The 17886-nt window shown below is 72.9% G+C and carries 17 protein-coding genes; 9 read left to right on the forward strand and 8 right to left on the reverse strand.

Annotation, left to right across the window (positions count from 1 at the left end):
- Nucleotides 1-214: 214 nt before the first annotated feature.
- Complete coding sequence (locus ACWEEU_RS08600; protein ID WP_451730479.1) at nt 215-1444, forward strand: TerD family protein; 1230 nt, start codon at nt 215-217, stop codon at nt 1442-1444.
- Between the two features lie 10 nt (nt 1445-1454).
- Here ACWEEU_RS08600 and ACWEEU_RS08605 read toward each other — a convergent pair whose 3' ends face one another.
- Nucleotides 1455-2630, reverse strand: a complete 1176-nt coding sequence (locus ACWEEU_RS08605) for a glycosyltransferase (RefSeq protein ID WP_385743298.1) — start codon at nt 2628-2630, stop codon at nt 1455-1457.
- A gap of 57 nt (nt 2631-2687) precedes the next feature.
- On the opposite strand from ACWEEU_RS08605, the gene ACWEEU_RS08610 reads away from it, so the two are divergent.
- Nucleotides 2688-3482 (forward strand): glutamate racemase, encoded by a 795-nt coding sequence (locus ACWEEU_RS08610; protein WP_451730103.1) that lies wholly within the window; start codon nt 2688-2690, stop codon nt 3480-3482.
- Nucleotides 3483-3736: 254 nt separating this feature from the next.
- Nucleotides 3737-4279 carry a hypothetical protein gene (locus ACWEEU_RS08615; RefSeq protein WP_385743302.1) on the forward strand — a complete coding sequence of 181 codons (543 nt, stop codon included), beginning with the start codon at nt 3737-3739 and terminating at the stop codon, nt 4277-4279.
- A gap of 142 nt (nt 4280-4421) precedes the next feature.
- Here the strand turns inward: ACWEEU_RS08615 and ACWEEU_RS08620 are convergent, their stop codons facing one another.
- Nucleotides 4422-5483: an O-antigen ligase family protein gene (locus ACWEEU_RS08620; protein ID WP_385743304.1), complete on the reverse strand. Its 1062-nt coding sequence runs from the start codon at nt 5481-5483 to the stop codon at nt 4422-4424.
- A 345-nt stretch (nt 5484-5828) separates the two neighbouring features.
- On the opposite strand from ACWEEU_RS08620, the gene lnt reads away from it, so the two are divergent.
- The 4 genes from lnt to ACWEEU_RS08640 all read left to right on the forward strand — a co-directional run bounded on the left by lnt (nt 5829) and on the right by ACWEEU_RS08640 (nt 10875).
- Entirely contained in the window at nt 5829-7433 is a 1605-nt protein-coding gene (lnt, locus tag ACWEEU_RS08625; RefSeq protein WP_451730108.1) for an apolipoprotein N-acyltransferase, read from the forward strand.
- A 66-nt stretch (nt 7434-7499) separates the two neighbouring features.
- Nucleotides 7500-7979, forward strand: a complete 480-nt coding sequence (locus tag ACWEEU_RS08630) for an NUDIX hydrolase (protein WP_451730111.1) — start codon at nt 7500-7502, stop codon at nt 7977-7979.
- Nucleotides 7980-8033: 54 nt separating this feature from the next.
- Nucleotides 8034-8846 (forward strand): 3-hydroxybutyrate dehydrogenase, encoded by an 813-nt coding sequence (locus tag ACWEEU_RS08635; RefSeq protein WP_451730114.1) that lies wholly within the window; start codon nt 8034-8036, stop codon nt 8844-8846.
- A 76-nt stretch (nt 8847-8922) separates the two neighbouring features.
- Complete coding sequence (locus ACWEEU_RS08640; RefSeq protein WP_451730117.1) at nt 8923-10875, forward strand: helix-turn-helix domain-containing protein; 1953 nt, start codon at nt 8923-8925, stop codon at nt 10873-10875.
- A gap of 74 nt (nt 10876-10949) precedes the next feature.
- Here the strand turns inward: ACWEEU_RS08640 and ACWEEU_RS08645 are convergent, their stop codons facing one another.
- From ACWEEU_RS08645 to ACWEEU_RS08665, 5 genes are all read right to left on the reverse strand, one after another.
- Nucleotides 10950-12326, reverse strand: coding sequence for an MFS transporter (locus ACWEEU_RS08645; RefSeq protein ID WP_385743315.1), 1377 nt, complete (start codon nt 12324-12326; stop codon nt 10950-10952).
- Nucleotides 12327-12472: 146 nt separating this feature from the next.
- Nucleotides 12473-12880: an FKBP-type peptidyl-prolyl cis-trans isomerase gene (locus ACWEEU_RS08650; RefSeq protein WP_385743317.1), complete on the reverse strand. Its 408-nt coding sequence runs from the start codon at nt 12878-12880 to the stop codon at nt 12473-12475.
- 192 nt (nt 12881-13072) lie between these two features.
- Complete coding sequence (locus tag ACWEEU_RS08655; RefSeq protein ID WP_451730121.1) at nt 13073-13876, reverse strand: hypothetical protein; 804 nt, start codon at nt 13874-13876, stop codon at nt 13073-13075.
- Between the two features lie 272 nt (nt 13877-14148).
- Nucleotides 14149-14454 (reverse strand): DUF4235 domain-containing protein, encoded by a 306-nt coding sequence (locus tag ACWEEU_RS08660; protein WP_385743321.1) that lies wholly within the window; start codon nt 14452-14454, stop codon nt 14149-14151.
- A gap of 28 nt (nt 14455-14482) precedes the next feature.
- Nucleotides 14483-15526: a glutathione S-transferase family protein gene (locus ACWEEU_RS08665; protein ID WP_451730124.1), complete on the reverse strand. Its 1044-nt coding sequence runs from the start codon at nt 15524-15526 to the stop codon at nt 14483-14485.
- A gap of 172 nt (nt 15527-15698) precedes the next feature.
- Here ACWEEU_RS08665 and ACWEEU_RS08670 point away from each other — a divergent pair, with 172 nt between their 5' ends.
- Entirely contained in the window at nt 15699-16238 is a 540-nt protein-coding gene (locus ACWEEU_RS08670) for a TspO/MBR family protein (RefSeq protein ID WP_451730126.1), read from the forward strand.
- Here the strand turns inward: ACWEEU_RS08670 and gcvH are convergent.
- A complete protein-coding gene (gene gcvH, locus ACWEEU_RS08675; RefSeq protein ID WP_385743327.1) occupies nt 16225-16608 on the reverse strand; it encodes a glycine cleavage system protein GcvH in 384 nt (127 codons plus the stop codon). The genes ACWEEU_RS08670 and gcvH overlap by 14 nt on opposite strands.
- Nucleotides 16609-16843: 235 nt before the next feature.
- Between gcvH and ACWEEU_RS08680 the strand changes: the two genes are divergently transcribed.
- Entirely contained in the window at nt 16844-17845 is a 1002-nt protein-coding gene (locus ACWEEU_RS08680) for a mechanosensitive ion channel family protein (RefSeq protein WP_385743329.1), read from the forward strand.
- Nucleotides 17846-17886: the final 41 nt, after the last annotated feature.

The raw sequence follows: 17886 nt of genomic DNA on the forward strand, positions 1-17886 counted from the left end.
GGATCGCTAATCCGAGCGAACTTGGCAAAAATGGACGCCATTCGACGTTTGGATCGTGTAAAGGGCGAGTTTCCAACGGGTTGGCAGGGATCGGCGTGCGGTTCTTCCGCGCGGGGCAGGGGAGTTCGCGACACCCGCACGCGGGGCGACCGAGACGATCACCGGTACGGTCGCGGGACCGGAAAGGCAAGATCTATTGGGGGCGGACATGACAATGTCGAAAGGTTCCAACACGCCGGTGCCCACCACGGTGCTGCGTCTCGAAACAAACCGACGCGCGGGCCCCGGCATACCCGCGACGGAGATCGTTGCCCTCCTGCTGACCTCCGGCAAGATCCGCTCCGACGCCGACCACCTCACCCGCGACCATCCCGTACACCCCTCCGGCGCCGTCCGGCACGAGGAGACACGCCGCGACGACGGCCTCGCCACCGATGTCTTCACCGTCGACCTCGCGCGCGTGGAGGACACCGTCGAACGGATCGTCCTCGCCGCGACGGCGGACGGCGGCACCTTCGGCCAGGTCCCTGGGCTCGGTATCCGCATCACCGGCCCGGACGGGAATACCGTCGCCCACTACGACGGCACCGGCGCGAGCGTGGAGACCGCCCTCGTGCTCGGCGAGCTGTACCGCCGACAAGGCGGCTGGAAGTTCCGCGCCGTCGGACAGGGGTACGGCAGCGGACTCGAGGGACTGGCGCAGGAGTACGGCATCACCGCTCGCCGCGAGATCCGGCAACCCGAGCCGGTGACGACCGAACCCCGTCAGCGGGCAGCCGGGTCGGGGCAGCTTGCCCCTGAACTCCCGCACGCCGCAGACGAGTCGACCGCCCGGCCCGCCAAGGTCACTCTCACCAAGGCCGCCCCCGCCGTCTCGCTCGCCAAGCAGGGCGCCACCTCAGGAGATCTCCGCGTCAACCTCAACTGGCGGATTTGCGACACCAGATGGACCAAGGGACCCGCCCGGGACCTCGACCTCGACCTGTGCGCCCTGTACGAACTCACCGACGGCCGCAAGGGCGTCGTCCAGGCCCTCGGCAATGCCTTCGGCACCCTGTACCGGCCGCCGTACATCCACCTCGACGGCGACGACCGCACCGGCGCCTCCGCCGACGGCGAGAACCTCACCGTCAGCCTCGACCACGCCGCCGACTTCCGGCGGATCCTGGTCTTCGTCACCATCTACGAGGGCGCCACCTCCTTCGCCGGACTCCACGCCACCGTCACCCTGCGCCCCCAGCACGGCGCCCCGGTCGACTTCTCCCTCGACGAGTGCGCGGTGCCCTCCACCGTGTGCGCGCTCGCGCTGCTCACCAACGAGGGCGGCGACCTCGTCGTCCGGCGCGAGGCCCGCTACCTGGTGCCCGAACGCGGGATGAGCCCGCAGCGGACCGTCGACCGCGCCTACGGATGGGGCATGAACTGGACCCCCGGGCGGAAATGACCGCCTTCGGTCAGCCCTCGTCGGCCACCGCGTCGGGACGGGCGTACGTCCGTCCCTTCCACGCGGCGCCCCGGCCCCGGTAGTGCCGCACCGCCGAGTCCACCGTCATCAGCAGATAGAGGAACGCCGTGAACGGCAGCAGGGGAGCGAGCCACAAAGGCTGCCGGTAGTAGCGCAGCATCGGCACGTACGTCCCCGCCATCACCGCCCACGCGGCCGCGCCCACGGCCGTCGTCGCCGCGTCGCCCAGCACGGCCCCGGCCACCACCGTGCCGGGCGGCACCAGGTACACCAGCGCGAGACCGGCCACCGTGCCGAGCAGCAGCAAAGGGTTGTGCCGCAGTTGCGCGTAGGCGCTGCGCGAGACCATCCGCCACAGATCACCCAGCCCCGGATACGGGCGCACACTGTCCACCCGGTCCGCGAGCCCCAGCCAGATGCGACCGCCCGAGCCGCGCACCGCGCGTGCGAGCGCCACGTCGTCGATCACGGCCTGCCGGATGGCGTCCGGAATCCGCGCCCGCTCGGCCGCGTCCGTGCGCAGCAGTACACAGCCGCCCGCCGCGGCCGCCGTGCGCCCGCCCTCCCGGCCGATCCACCGGAACGGATACAACTGGGCGAAGAAGTACACGAACGCCGGGACCACGAGCCGCTCCCACGGGCTCGCCACTCGCAGCCGCGCCATCTGCGACACCAGGTCGAAGCCGCCGGTCCCGGCCGCCGCCACCAGCGCGCGCAGGCTGTCCGGCGCGTGCGCGATGTCGGCGTCCGTCAGCAGCAGGTACTCCGGCTCCCGCGCCCGGGCCAGCCCGATGCCGTGCCGCACCGCCCACAGCTTGCCCGTCCAGCCCGAGGGCGGTTCGCCCGGCGAGGTCACCGTCAGCGGAAGCCCGCCGTGGCGTCGGGACAGCTCCCGCGCCAGCTCCCCGGTGCCGTCGGTGCTGCCGTCGTCCACCAGGAAGACCTCGGCCCGCCCCGGATAGTCCTGCGCCAGCAGCGAGGGCAGACTCGCGGGCAGCACCTCCGCCTCGTCCCGGGCCGGCACGACCACGCACACCGACGGCCACGCGTCCGGTTCCCGGCGGGGCGGCAGCCGTACGTCGGTCCGCCAGAAGAACCCCTGGCCGAACAGCAGCCAGCACCAGACGACGAGAGAGGCGACGGCGGTCCACAGGATGGCGCTCACGGCCGCAGTCTGCCCCACGGGACGGCCGGTGCGCGGGCCATCGACTATCGTGGCCGGGTGAAGATCGCGCTCATGGACTCCGGAATCGGCCTTCTCGCGGCGACCGCCGCGGTACGTCGCCTGCGACCCGACGCCGATCTCGTCCTCTCACTCGACCCCGACGGGATGCCCTGGGGGCCCCGCACCCCCGAGGACCTGACGCGCCGCGCCCTCGCCGTCGCCGAGGCCGCCGCCGCCCACCGGCCCGACGCCCTGATCATCGGCTGCAACACGGCCACCGTGCACGCCCTGCCCGCGATCCGCGCCCGTCTCGAACCCGGCATCCCGGTGATCGGCACCGTCCCGGCGATCAAGCCGGCCGCCGCCGGGGGCGGCTCCGTCGCCATCTGGGCGACCCCCGCCACCACCGGCAGCCCCTACCAGCGCGGACTCATCGAGGACTTCGCCCAGGGCGTCCAGGTCACCGAGGTGCCGTGCTGGGGTCTGGCCGAGGCCGTGGAGCACGCCGACGAAAGCGCCATCGAGGCCACCATCGCCGCCGCCGCGGAACTCACCCCCGAGGACGTGACGACCGTCGTCCTCGGCTGCACCCACTACGAGCTGGTGGCGGAACGTATCCGCGCCGCCATCCAGCGCCCCGGCGCCGCCCCGCTCGTCCTGCACGCCTCAGCCGGTGCCATCGCCGCCCAGACGCTGCGCCGCATCGGCGAGCAGCCCGCGCCGGACGCCCCGGCCGGGGGCACGCTGACCGTGATCCTCAGCGGCCGCGAGGGCGAGCTGCCCGCCGCCGCGCTGCACTACGCGGAGGGACGGCTGCTTCCGGCGACGCAACGGCTGGCCGACCGGCGATGACGCGGCGACCGGCCGCCGGGCGGCTCGACACTCTGTGATCCGGCGTCATGTGGTCTGGGACTGTGTCGCGGGGCGCGCGGCGTGGTCCGGTGCCCTCAGTGATCGGGCGCCATGTGGTCCGGGGCTGTGTGGTTCGGCACCATGCGACGTGCCGGCGGTGACGCGGGGCGGCGTGCGGTTCCGGTGGGCCGCTCGGAGCAGTCACCGAGCGCGACCGGGTACCGGCGCAGCGAAACCTGAGTAACCTCATAGGCATGAGGGAGCACCACGACGCCGAGGACTCGCACCCCGACGTCTGGACCGGTCGCGCCACCAACCGGGTGCAATGGCTGCTGGCGCTGGTCGGCGCCGCCTGCATGGCGCTCGGCATCGCGCTCGCCGTCCAGTCCGCCTGGACGTCCGGCGTCATCCCGCTCGTCATGTCCGTCGTCGGCTGCATCGCGGCCGGCCTGCTCGTCCTCTACGGCACGCTCGCCTTCGTCCATGTGGACCTCATCCTCGACCGGGACTGCCTGGAAGTGCGCTGCGGCCACGTGGGGCTGCCCCGTCGCCGCATCCCGCTGTCCGACGTCGTCGGCGCCGACTTCCTCCCGCTCGTCACCCCGCGCCACTGGGGCGGCTGGGGCTACCGCTGGCGCCCGGAGCGCGGCACGGCCGTCGTGGTGCGCCGGGGCGAGGGGATCGAGCTGAGCCTGTGGGACGGCCACACGTTCACCGTCACCGTGGACAACGCGGAGTCGGCAGTGCGGGTCATCCGGTCCCGGCTGCGGGCGGGAACGGCGGGGTCCGCGCGCTGAGGGTGTGGGGCGGAGACGCCCGGTGTGGCTCCCACGTGGTTACCCGTCACGGTGGGTGCGGTTCTCATATGTGGTGTCACCACATGTACGGCGCCCACGCGTGCCGCCCGTATATATGCGGGGGTGGGGCGCGCCACCCCGCTCAGATCGGTGTTCGTTCCCCGGCCACCGCTTCCTCGCGGGCCGTGCACTCCTCCACCACCCACGGACGCGCCGTCGCCCATCCGGCGAGCAGACCCGCGCCCGCCGTCACGGTGGTGAAGCTCAGCACGTTGCCCAGTGAGGCCAAGACGGCCAGGACCGTCAGGGCCGCGCCCGCTGTCAGCACGACCGGAGTCGGACGCGGGGCGCGCCACAGGGCGTGCAGCACCCAGCAGTAGACGGCCGCGAGCAGCAGCACCCCGACGAGCCCCTGCTCGGCCAGCAACTGCAACGGCGCCGAGTGCGGTCTCACCTCGGCGGGGACTCCGGGCACGGCACCGCCGGGCTGACCGTAGAGGCCCGGGCCGACCCCGGACAGCGGGGCCCGTCCGGCCGGCTCCAGCGCGTCCTGCCACATGTGGACGCGGTACGGGCCGAGCCGGTCGGTGACCGCCTCCATGAGCCCGCCGGGCAGCACGCCCGCCGCCACCGCCCACACCGCGCCCGCCGCACCGGCCGCCGCCAGGGCCAGCCCCGCCACCCCGACACCCCGGTGCGGCATCGAGCCCGCCGCGAGCGAACAGAGCAGTACCGCGCCACTCGCGACGCACCCGACCGGCGACCCCACGGCGACACCGCTCAGCACGATCAGCGCGGCCAGCAGCCACAGCGCCGACCTGAGCGCGGGTACGGGCGTCGCCCGCGCGGCACAGCACGCCGCGCCCGCGGCCAGCGCCAGCAGGGCCGCGGTGGCACCGGTGTGCCCGAGCGGAACGGCGTACGGCGGTCCGGGCAGCAGGGCGGGCATCGTCACCGCGAGCACCAGCCCGACGGCCCCTCCCGCGCCGGGCGCCGCCACCGGGAGCAGCGCCCCGGATATCCGGCCCGTGGCACACCCGGCCGCCGACGCGAGCACCGCGAGCAGCATGCCCTCGGGACGCCCGTCGTGCACCGCCGCCGTGATCAGCGCCCACAGCGCGCACAGACCGAGCAGCATCATGCCCACCCCGTCCGAAACGTTCCGCCCCGCCCGCTCCGCATCCGTCTCCGTCGCGCGCGTCATCCCCGTCGACCCCACCGTCGCCCCTCGCCCCCGGTCCCCCGACCTGTGGTCGCAGCCTCGCCACGCGCACCGGGACCGGCCGCACCGCCGAGGCTGGGGCACACCGTAACGGCTGTTGGCCGGTTTGTGGACGAGTTGCGCGGGAAGGTCGCGATTCCGGGTGGGGACGAGGCGTCGGCCTTGCGCGGGGCGGCATCGGCCACATGGTGCCGCCACACATGCGCGGACCACATGGTGCCGCACCACATAGGGGCCGACGCTGTTCCGTCCCGGACCACAGACCGCGCAGGTCGGCGCCCCGGCCCGCCCTGTCAGCGGTCGCACCCCGCGCCGTAGACTCCCCGCGTGACCGTCACCGCAACCTCCGTGGACCAGCCGGAACAGCTCCGGCCGCCCGTCTCGCCGGGCCGCCGCCGTCTGCTGCGTCTGATCCCGGCCGCCGTCTCCGCCCTGTGCGGTGTGCTGCTGTACCTCAGCTTCCCGCCTCGACCCCTGTGGTGGCTGGCCCTGCCCGCCTTCGCCGGTCTGGCGTGGGTGCTGCGCGGCCGCACCTGGAAGGCGGCCCTCGGCCTGGGCTACCTCTTCGGGCTCGGCTTCCTGCTGCCGCTGCTGGTCTGGACCGGCGTGGAGGTCGGCCCCGGTCCCTGGCTCGCGCTGGTCGCCATCGAAGCGATCTTCGTCGCCCTGGTCGGCGTGGGCATCGCCGCCGTCTCCCGGCTGCCCGCGTGGCCGGTGTGGGCGGCCGCGCTGTGGATCGCGGGAGAGGCGGTGCGCGCCCGGATGCCGTTCGGCGGCTTCCCCTGGGGCAAGATCGCCTTCGGTCAGGCGGACGGCGTCTTCCTGCCGCTCGCCGCGGTGGGCGGCACGCCCGTGCTCGGCTTCGCGGTCGTCCTGTGCGGCTTCGGGCTGTACGAGGCGGTGCGGCTCGTCACCGAGCGCCGCCGCGCCCGCGAGGTGCGCCGCTCGGCCGCGGTGGCCGCGCTGCTCAGTGTCGCCGTGCCCGTCGTGGGCGCCGTCGCCGCCCGGACCCTGGTGAGCGACAAGGCCGAGGACGGCACCGCCACGGTCGCGCTCATCCAGGGCAACGTGCCCCGCTCGGGCCTGGAGTTCAACGCCCAGCGCCGGGCCGTGCTCGACTACCACGCGCGCGAGACCCTCAAGCTCGCCGCCGCCGTCAAGGCGGGCAAGGCACCCCGTCCCGACTTCGTGCTGTGGCCGGAGAACTCCTCCGACATAGACCCCTTCGCCTACCCCGACGCCGCCATCGTCATCGACGACGCCGCCAAGGCGGTCGGCGTGCCGATCTCGGTCGGCTCGGTCGTCGAGCGGAACGGCAAGCTCTACAACGAGCAGATCCTCTGGACCCCGGGCAAGGGCCCCACGCAGACCTACGACAAGCGCCAGATCCAGCCCTTCGGCGAGTACCTGCCGCTGCGTTCGCTCGTCGGCGCGATCAACAGCGAGTGGACCGGCATGGTCCGCCAGGACTTCAGCCGGGGCGACAAGCCCGGCGTGTTCCGCATGGACGGCGCCAAGGTCGGCCTCGCCACCTGCTACGAGGCAGCGTTCGACTGGGCCGTGCGCGACACCGTCACCCACGGCGCGCAGATGATCTCCGTGCCGAGCAACAACGCCACCTTCGACCGCAGCGAGATGACCTATCAGCAGCTCGCCATGTCCCGCGTCCGCGCCGTCGAGCACAGCCGGGCCGTGACCGTCCCGGTCACCAGCGGCGTCAGCGCGGTCATCATGCCGGACGGCGAGGTCACCCGGAAGACGGGCATGTTCGTGCCCGCCTACCTCGATCAGAAGATCCCGCTGCGCTCCTCCGAGACGCCGGCGACCCGGCTGGGCGTCCTGCCCGAGCTGGCGCTGGTCCTGGTCGCCGCGGGCGGCCTCGGCTGGGCGATCGGCGCCGGGATGCGCGGGCGGCGCGCCGGTCGCGCGTAGCCGTACGACCGCCGTACGCCCCCGGAAGCGGTTCGCCGGGGGAGTACGGGGCCATAGGGTCGGCCCATGGCTACACCTGAATTCATCCGTACGCTCCGGGCCTCGGCGGGCCACCAGTTGCTCTGGCTCCCCGGAGTCACCGCGATCGTCTTCGACGACGCGGGCCGGGTGCTCCTGGGCCGCCGCTCCGACACCGGCGAGTGGTCGGTGATCGGCGGCATCCCGGAGCCGGGCGAGCAGCCCGCGGCCTGCGCCGTGCGGGAGGTCCACGAGGAGACGGCGGTGCACTGCGCCGTGGAGCGGGTCGTCCTCGTCCAGGCGCTGGGACCGGTCACCTACGGCAACGGCGACGTCTGCCAGTACATGGACATCACCTTCCGCTGCCGGGCGACCGGGGGCGAGGTGCGCGTCAACGACGACGAGTCGCTGGAGGTCGGCTGGTACGCGGTGGACGCGCTCCCCGACCTGAACGACTTCGCGCTGTTCCGGATCAAGCAGGCCATGTCCGACGCACCCACATGGTTCGACCCTATGACCAGCGGCTGAAGTATGGGTCATCACCACATGTGGCGAGCCTCCCGTTCCACTTAGGGTCGGCACATGACCTCGCCCAGCCCGCAGCCCGGCCCCCGCCCGTACTCCGTGCCCCTGGACCTCGGCGGTCGCGTCGCCCTCGTCACCGGGGCGGCCGGCGGGATCGGCCGGGCCTGCGCGCTGCGGCTCGCCGCCGCCGGAGCCGAGGTCAGGGCCGTGGACCGGGACGCTGACGGCCTGGCCGAACTCGCCGAGCGCGCGGGGGACCTGACGGGCGGGGGCGCGGTCGTCCCGTACGTCCTGGACCTCACGGATCTCGACGCCGCCGAGCGGGCCGCCGCCGGCACCGATGTCCTGGTCAACAACGCCGGAATCCAGTTGGTGCGCCCGCTGGAGGAGTTCCCGCCCGAGGTCTTCCACACCGTGCTGACCGTGATGCTGGAGGCGCCGTTCCGGCTGATCCGGGGCGCGCTGCCCCACATGTACGACCAGGGCTGGGGCCGCGTCGTCAACGTGTCCTCCGTGCACGGGCTGCGCGCCTCGGCTTTCAAGTCCGCCTATGTGGCCGCCAAACACGGTCTCGAGGGACTGTCCAAGACGGCCGCCCTCGAAGGCGCCCCCCACGGGGTGACCTCGAACTGTGTGAACCCCGCCTATGTGCGCACCCCACTGGTCGAGAAGCAGATCGCCGACCAGGCGCAGGCCCATGGCGTCCCCGAGGAACGTGTGCTCTCCGAGGTCCTGCTGAAGGACAGCGCCCTCCAGCGGCTCATCGAACCGGAGGAGGTCGCGGAGGCGGTGGCCTATCTGTGCGCCCCGCAGTCCTCTTTCATCACCGGCACCTCTCTGGTGATGGACGGCGGATGGACGGCCCACTGAACGGACGCGCGGAGCCCGCGGACGGAGTTGTCCACAGGGCTGACGCGTCCGGCGGCCGATGGGCGATGCTGTGACCATGTCTCGCGATCAAGCCCACCAGGCCGCGGGCCCCGGCACCGGGACCGTCGCGGCACCGCCCCCACCAGGCACGGAGATTCCGTACCTCGAACTCCTCGCCCGGGACGCCTCCCCGGAGATGTACGAGCGCCCGGTGCTGCTCGCCCGTGCCGAGGGTCTGCCCGCCGAGCGGATCGCCGCGCTGGAGCACGCCAAGCTCCTCGCGCTGCGCGTCCGCGCGGAGCTGGAAGGGCGCCGCCGCCGCGAGGCGGAACTCTCCGCGCTCTTCGAAACCGCCCACGACCTGGCTGGGCTCCGCGACGTGGACGCCGTGCTGCGGGCCATCGTGCAACGCGCCCGCTCCCTGCTCGGCACCGACACCGCCTACCTCAGCCTCAACGACCCCGAGCGCGGCGACACCTACCTCCAGGTGACCGAGGGCTGCGTCTCCGCCCGCTTCCAGCAGCTACGCCTCGGCATGGGCGAGGGGCTCGGCGGGCTCGTCGCGCAGACCGCCCGGCCGTACGTCACCGAGGACTACTTCCAGGACGCCCGCTTTCGGCACACCCTCACCATCGACGCCGCGGTGCGTGACGAGGGGCTGGTCGCGATCCTCGGCGTACCGCTCATGCTCGGCCCGCACGTCATCGGCGTCCTGTACGCCGCCGACCGGCGCGCCAGGGTCTTCGAACGCGAACAGAGCGCCCTGCTGGGCTCGTTCGCCGCCCTCGCGGCGGCCGCCATCGACGCGACCAACCTGCTCACCGAGACCCGCACGGCCCTGGCCGGGCTCGAACGCGCCAACGAGATCATCCGCGACCGCAGCTCCGTCATCGAACGCGCCTCGGAGGTGCACGACCGTCTCGCCGAACTCGTCCTGCGCGGCGGGGGAGTCGCGGACGTGGCGGCAGCCGTCTCCGAAGTCCTCGGCGCCACCGTCGAGTTCACCGAGACCGGCACCGCACCCGCCGAAGCCCTGGAAGCCTCCCGCTCCGAAGGCCACGCGGTACGGCACGGCACCGACTGGATCGCCGCGCTCGTCGCGGGCGGCGAATCCCTCGGCGCGCTGATCCTGCGCGGCCACCCGGACCTCGACCCGGTCGACCAGCTCACCCTGGAACGCGCCGCCATGGTCACCTCACTGCTCCTGCTCGCCCGCCGCTCCGCCGCCGAGGCCGAACGCCGGGTGAGGGGCGAGCTGTTGGACGACCTCCTTGACGCCCGCGACCGCGATCCACGCCTGCTGCGCGAACGCGCCGCCCGCTTCCACGCCGACCTGGACGCCACCCACGTCGTCCTCGCGGCCCGGCTCGACGCCCCCACGGCCGACGCCGACGAGGAGGCCGCCGCCCGCCGACGGCTGTGGTCCGCCGCCTCCCACCTCGCCGCCACCCGGCACGGCCTGGCCGCCGCACGCGATGGCGGCACCGTGCTGCTGCTCCCGCTGGCCGACGGCGACGGCGCCACCGAGCTGGCCCGCCGTACCGCCCGCGACCTCGGCACCGCCGTCAGCCAGCCGGTCACGGTCGGCGCCTCCGCCCCGGTCACCGGCCTCGCCGACCGGCCCGACGCGGTGGCCGCCGCCTACGCCGAGGGCCGCCGCTGCCTCGACGCACTGCACCTCCTCGGACGCGGCGGGGACGGCGCGGCGGCCGAGGACTTCGGCTTCCTCGGCCTGCTGCTCGCCGCCAACCGGGACGTCGGCGGCTTCGTCGAGCGCACCATCGGTCCGCTCGTGGCCTACGACGCACGACGCGGCACCGACCTGCTGAGCACGCTGGACGCCTACTTCGCCTGCGGCATGAGCCCGGCCCGGACCAAGGACACCCTCCACGTGCACGTGAACACCGTGGCCCAACGGCTGGAACGGGTGGGCCGGCTCCTGGGCGCCGACTGGCAGACCCCGTCCCGTGCGCTGGAGATCCAACTGGCGCTGCGGCTGCACGGGTTGACGGGTCCAAGACGCATCTGACCGGCCGACCCCGCGCGGGGGCCGACCGGTCGGGTGGAGCGGCACCACCGACCGCTCCGCTCAGGGGACCCGGATCAGGAGGTCACTGCCTTCGCCGCCGGGTCCGGGGAAGCGTCCTGGAGCTCACCGGTGCCGATCTCGCCGAGGTCGCGCTGCCGGGTCTCGCGGGCCACCGCCACGGCGACCACGGTCACCAGCGCCGCGGCGATCATGTACAGGGCGATGGGGGTCGCGCTGTCGTACTCCGCGAACAGGGCGGTGGCGATGAGCGGTGCGGGAGCCCCGGCGGCCACGGAGGCGAACTGCGCGCCGATGGAGGCGCCCGAATAGCGCACCCGCGTGGCGAACATCTCCGCGAAGAAGGCGGCCTGGGGCGCGTACATGGCGCCGTTCAGCGTCAGGCCGACGGCGACGGCCAGGATCAGCAGACCGAAGGAGCCGGTGTCGACCAGGGAGAAGAACGGGAAGATCCACAGACCGATGCCGATCGCCCCGAACAGATAGACCGGCCGCCGCCCGACCCGGTCGGAGAGCGCGCCCCAGGCCGGGATCACGACGAAGTGCACGGCGGAGCCGATGAGGACGGCGTTCAGCGCGGTCTGCCGGGAGACGTCGGCGGCGGTGGTGGCGTAGACGAGGATGAAGGCGGTGATGAGGTAGTAGCTGATGTTCTCCGCCATCCGGGCGCCCATCGCGACGAGCACCTCGCGCCAGTGGTGCCGCAGCACGGAGACCAGCGGCAGTTTCTCCGTCGCGCGGTCGCCTCGGGTCTCGGCCCGTGCCAACGCCTCCTTGAAGACCGGGGATTCGTCGACCGACAGACGGATCCACAGGCCCACGAGCACCAGCACGCCGGAGAGGAGGAAGGGGACGCGCCAGCCCCAGGCGGTGAAGGCGGCGTCCGAGAGCAGGGCGGTGAGCAGCGACAGCACACCGGTGGCGAGCAACTGCCCCGCGGGCGCGCCGGTCTGGGGCCACGCGGCCCAGAAGCCCCGGCGTCGCGCGTCTCCGTGCTCGGAGACCAGCAGTACGGCGCCGCCCCACTCACCGCCGAGCGCGAACCCCTGCACCAGCCGCAGCACGGTGAGCAGGACCGGCGCGGCGGTGCCGACGGTGGCGTGGGTGGGCAGCAGACCGATGGCGAAGGTCGCCCCGCCCATCAGCAGCAGGCTGAGCACCAGCAGTCGCTTGCGCCCCAGCCGGTCGCCGAAGTGCCCGAACACCAGCGCCCCGAGCGGACGGGCCGCGAACCCCGCCGCGTACGTCACGAACGCGAGCAGCGTCCCGACCAGCGGATCGGAGTCCGGGAAGAACAGCTTGTTGAACACCAGCGCGGCCGCCGACCCGTACAGGAAGAAGTCGTACCACTCGATGGTGGTCCCGACGAGACTGGCGGCGACGATGCGGGGGAGCTTCGCTGGAGCGTGCGGGGCGCTTGTAGGTGACGACATCGGCACCACTTCCTGGGGTGTGACGGGGACGGATTGCGTGTCGCCACACGGTAGGAACGCGCAGGTCGGGGTCGTATGTGGTGGGACAACATAGTTCGGCGGGGGAGTGTGTGCGTGCGGCCCCCATTCCTTGAGGGCGGCCAGGGTTATTGGCCCTTGCTCCACCCGGTGGCGCGGGAGTACGCGTCCAGCAGGTCCACCACGAAGACCAGGGTCGAGCCCGGCGGGATCAGCGGCGAGGGCGACTGATCGCCGTAGCCGAGCCGCGGGGGAACGATGATCTCGCGCCGGCCGCCGACCCTCATCCCCCGCACTCCGCGGTCCCAGCCCTTGATGACCTTGCCGCTGCCCAGGCCGAACTTGTACGGCTCGCCCCGGTCCCAGGAGGCGTCGAACTCCTTCCCGGACGCGAAGGTCACCCCGACGTAGTGGACCCTCACCACCATGCCGGGCTTCACCTCGGGCCCGTCCCCGACGACCAGGTCCCGGACGGTCAGCTCGGCAGGAGCGTCCCCCTCCGGAACGCGGACCTCGGGCTTCGTCGGTTCACTCATCGCAGCCTCACCACTCTTCGTCGCCAGCCGTCACACGGGCACGCCGGACGCATGGACGCTCCATGCGGCGGATGCTCACGCTACCGAGACCGCCGGTCCCCAAAGCCCGCCGGGTCCGGCGGCCCCACGTGATGATCCTTCGACGACCTCGACGCGCGGCACGGGCACGTCCCGGCGGCCGCCGGACAGCCGTCACCGCATAAGGCGCTCCCGGTCGCCCATCACCACGGCCGGGTGCTGGGCCGGGTCGAGGGTGTGGAGGAGGGTCTTCATCGCGGGCTCGGGGACGGTGACGCAGGCGGAGGTGCCGTCGCCGTGGTCGATGTGGAGCCAGATGCCGCCGCCCTTCTCGACGCCCTCGGGACGGTTCCAGTCGAAGGGCGGGGTGCCCTTGACGTGGTTGTAGTCGATGGCGATGACGTAGTCGAAGTCGTGGGCGTGAGCCTCGTCGCCCTGCTTGAGGGAGGCGGCGAAGGCGTGGTCGTCGTACCAGTACGGCAGCTTGGTGCCCGGGCTCCTGAGCGAGCCTCCGGCGTCGGTGAGGGTGAAGACGCCGGCGGGACTGCGTTCGTCGTCGAGCTGATGGTCCGTCGTCCAGCCGCGGCGGCCGTTGTGCGCGGGCCAGGCGGCGGTGCGGTCCCACGTCGCGCCGTGCTTCTCGTACAGCACGGCCAGGCTGTCGGCGGAGTCCCGGTCCTCGCCGTAGACCACCACGAGCTGACGCGTGCCGGACGGGATGCGCGCCCCGGTCCGCTCTCCGAGGCCGGGGATTCCCGGACCGTTCACCGGGTGCGCGGAGCCGGCCGCCGCCGGGTTGCCGTTGTGCGCCGGTGCGCTGGGCTTCGCCGGTCCGCTGGGCTTCACCGGGCCGTCGGATCCGCCGCAGCCCGTGGCCGCCGTCAGCAGGGCGCCGCAGGCGACGGCGGATATGAGGAGCCGCGCACCACGAGGTCGAGCGGGACGGACACCTGACGGGGTGAAAGCGAGGAGGCGCATGATCGTGATCCTCCGGCGGGGCGGAGGAGCCTCGCATCCTGAGGCGGCATCCGGCCTAAGACGCGGACCCCCGTCCGGCCTCGCGGCCATCCCGGCGGCACGGTTCGGCAGTTGGACGGGGGAGCGGGAGCCGCGACCCCGGCCGCGGTCGAAGCCGGAGCCCTGACTCGGCCCATGGCCGCACTCCCGGCCCCAGCCGAAGCCGACCCCCCGACCGATGCCGACGCCGCCCCCCGTCCCCTGCCGAACCGACCCCCTGTCGCTGTCCGGGATCAGTCCCGTCCGCCCTGGTCGGCGACCGGCCACACCCCGGTCGACCGCTCGATGGCCTTCGCCCCCGTGCGGTCGACCGCGCTGCGCACCACCGCGAAGATCGCTCCCTGGAGCGCGGCCGCGAACAGGATCTCGCCCCAGCCGCGCTCGCGGTCGAGGGCGTCGGGGGCGTCCTCCTCGTGCCGTATCGCCATCCATGCCTTGCGGAAGGCCAGCCCGGCCAGCGCGCCGCCGGTCCAGCTCAGTACGAAGCCGACCGGCTTGTAGGCCAGCGGCAGTTTGCGTTTGGTCGTGTTCTTCGCCATGGGAGGCTTCTTCCTCGCCAGACGCTTCTCATGCGGGCTGCCCCGGAGGGCCGACACGCTCACCGGGCGGCACGGGACCCGGCGGTGTCCCGTCGCCGAAGGGACGGCCGCCCAACCGCTCGCGGTGGTGCGGGGTCGTCCAGCCGTCGAGGTCCGGGCCGAGCGGAACGATGCCGGTCGGGTTGATGCCGGAGTGGACCTGGTAGTAGTGCCGCTTGATGTGGTCGAAGTCCACGGTGTCGCCGAACCCCGGCGTCTGGAACAGGTCCCGCGCGTAGGCCCACAGCACCGGGTTCTCCGTCAGCTTCCACAGATTGCACTTGAAGTGTCCGTGGTAGACCGGGTCGAAGCGGACCAGGGTGGTGAACAGCCGGATGTCCGCCTCGGTGATCGTGTCCCCGACCAGGTAGCGCTGCCCGGCGAGCCGCTCGGCCAGCATCTCCAGTCGCCGGAAGACCCCGGCGCACGCCTTCTCGTACTCCTCCTGGTGGGTGGCGAACCCGGCACGGTAGACACCGTTGTTGACATCCCGGTAGACGCCGTCCATCACCTCGTCGATCTCGTCGCGCAGCGGCTCCGGGTACAGGTCCGGCGCGCCCTCGCGGTGCAGGGCCGTCCACTCGGTCGCCAGGTCGAGGGTGAGCTGCTGGTAGTCGTTGGTCACCAGCTTGCCGCTGGGCACGTCCACGATCGCGGGCACGCTCACCCCGCCGGGCGCGTCCGGCTCCCGCTTCTCGTACGCCTCGGCCAGGTAGCGGATGCCGAGCACCGGGTCGCGTCCGTCGGGGTCCAGGGTGAAGCGCCAGCTCCGGTCGTCCTGGATCGGGTCGGTCACCGCCATCGACAGTGCCTCCTCCAGGCCGAGCAGCCGACGGGAGATCACCGCCCGGCTGGCCCACGGGCAGGCGCGGGAGACCACCAGCCGGTAACGGCCGGACTCCACCGGCCAGCCGTCGCGGCCGTCGGCGGTGATCCGGTCCGTGAAGTGGCTCCGGGACCGCTTGAACGGCTTGTGGCCGTACCCCCGGTTGCCCTGGTCCTCCTTGCCGCCCCGCTCTTCGTTGTCACCCATGTCGCCTCCTCACCCGCACCGGGCTGCCCCCGGCGGTTCCGCGTTGCGGTCTCTCGTGCGACGCGTCCGCCCGTGTCCCGCCGGCCGCGCGCCCCGCCCCACGGGTTCCCCGTTGCCGACGGAAGATCCGTTCGCGCGGGCCTGACCGGGAAAGGGGGTATGGATGGCCGTCGTGAGGACCACCCGACAGAATCCGTCTCCGGCCGCCACGCGCCGGTGGACCGCCGGTGCCGCCGTCGCGGTCGCCGCCACCGCCGTGGCCGGGGCCCGCGCGGTCGACGCCGACAGCACCTGGTACCGGTCACTGGACAAGCCCGCGTGGCAGCCGCCCGGTTGGGCGTTCGGCGCGGTCTGGACGCCGTTGTACGCGTCGTTCGCCTGGGCCGGCGGAAGGGCGCTCAGCAGGTCTCGGGGCCGGGAGCGGGCGCGACTGGCCGTCGCCCTGGGCGCCGATCTCGCGCTGAACGCCGCCTGGAGCCATCTCTGCTTCCGGCGGCGGAACCTGGCGGCCGGACTGCTCGGAACCGTCCTGCTGGACCTGGGCAACGCCCACCTCCTGCGGCGGACGGCCGCCACCGACCGCGCGGCCGCCCTCGCCCTGGCCCCCTACGCGGCCTGGTGCCTGTTCGCCACCGCCCTGAACGCCGATCTCCTGCGGCGCGAGGCGCGAAAGGGAACGCGGCCCGGACCGGGACGGCTCACTCTCCGATGATCCCCTGGTACGCGGAGGCGTCGAGAAGCTTCTCGTAGTCGCTCGTGTTCGACGGCTTGAGCCGGACGAGCCAGGTGTCGTAGGGCTCCTGGTTGATCAGCTCGGGGTCGTCGGTGACCTCGTCGTTGACGGCGGTCACCTCGCCGGCCACCGGCGCGTAGAAATCGCTGGCGGCCTTGACCGACTCGACCGTACCGACGGGCTCACCGACGTCGAGGATCTTCCCGACCTCCGGGAGCTCGACGAAGACGACGTCGCCGAGCGCCTTCTGCGCGTGGTCGGTGAGTCCGAGGCTCATCGCGCCGTCGGCTTCCGGGCGCACCCACTCGTGCGTCTCGGCGTACCGCAGGTCGGACGGGATGTAAGACATGCTCGCTCCAGGGGGTGTCGTGGCCGATCGGGCGGCTCATCATGCCCGACATGATCACGGAATCGGGCGAGGCGTCCCGGTATGGCGGAGGAAGTGTCAACCGGGGTTGACGGGTGGCCGGAGCGACGGTCGGCGGTGGGGCCGAGAACCCCGTCCGACCTGGTCGATCATGCTCGGCGCGATCCGGGGTAGGGGCGGCACCCGAACGTGAAAGTCGTCAGCAAACGGAGTAGTCGTGCCGACACCGCACCTCGCCCCGCCCCCCGAGGCGGCCACCGCCGTCCAGCTCGCCGCGTGGCCCGACTGGCTGGAGCAGCACACCACGGCGCTGGTCGAAGTGCCGCTGCGCATCGCGCTCATCGTCGTCGTCCTGGCCGTGATCCGCTGGGTCGCCCAGCGGGCCATCACCCGGGTCGTGCAGCGTGTTCTGGAACCGGGCGGAGAAGAGGGCGAGCCGCGCCGTCCGCGCTCCGGGCGAGGAGCGGCCGTGCTGCTCCGGGACCGCTCCCGCGCCTCGCAGCGCCGTGAGCAGCGGGCGCGGACGATCGGCTCGGTCCTCGGCAGCGTGGTCACGATCGTGCTGGCCCTGCTCGGCACCGCCATGATCCTCGACCAGGTCGGCATAGCCCTCGGCCCGCTGCTCGCGAGCGCCGGTGTGGTGGGTCTGGCCATCGGCTTCGGCGCGCAGAGCCTGGTCGCCGACTACCTCTCAGGGCTTCTCATCATGTTCGAGGACCAGTACGGCGTGGGAGACACCGTCGACCTCGGCGAGGCCGTCGGGGAGGTCGAGCACGTCGGCCTGCGCCTGACGCACGTGCGCGATCTGAACGGCGGTCTGTGGCACATCCGCAACGGCGAGGTCCTGCGGGTCCGCAACGACAGCCAGGACTGGGCCCGCGCCGTCCTGGACGTCGCCGTCGCCTACGACGCCAACCTCGACACCGTCTACCAGGTCCTGGAGGACACCGGCCGCGCCCTTCGCCAGGACCCGGCCTTCACCGACCTCCTCCTGGAGGACCCCGGCGTGTGGGGCGTGCAGTCCCTGGACGCCGACGGCGTCGTGGTCCGCCTCGCGGTCAAGACCGTCCCGCTCCGGCAGTGGAGCGTCACCCGGGAACTCCGCCGCCGCGTGAAGGAGGCCCTCGACGCCGCAGGCATCGACATCCCGTTCCCGCAGCGCACGATCTGGCTGCGCAACGAGGACACGGGCGCCGAACTCGTGGGGCGCGCGGGCTGATCCGCAGCGCGCGGCCGACCCCTCGTGCGGTGTGCGGACAC

It is taken from the genome of Streptomyces sp. NPDC005004, from assembly GCF_053600675.1.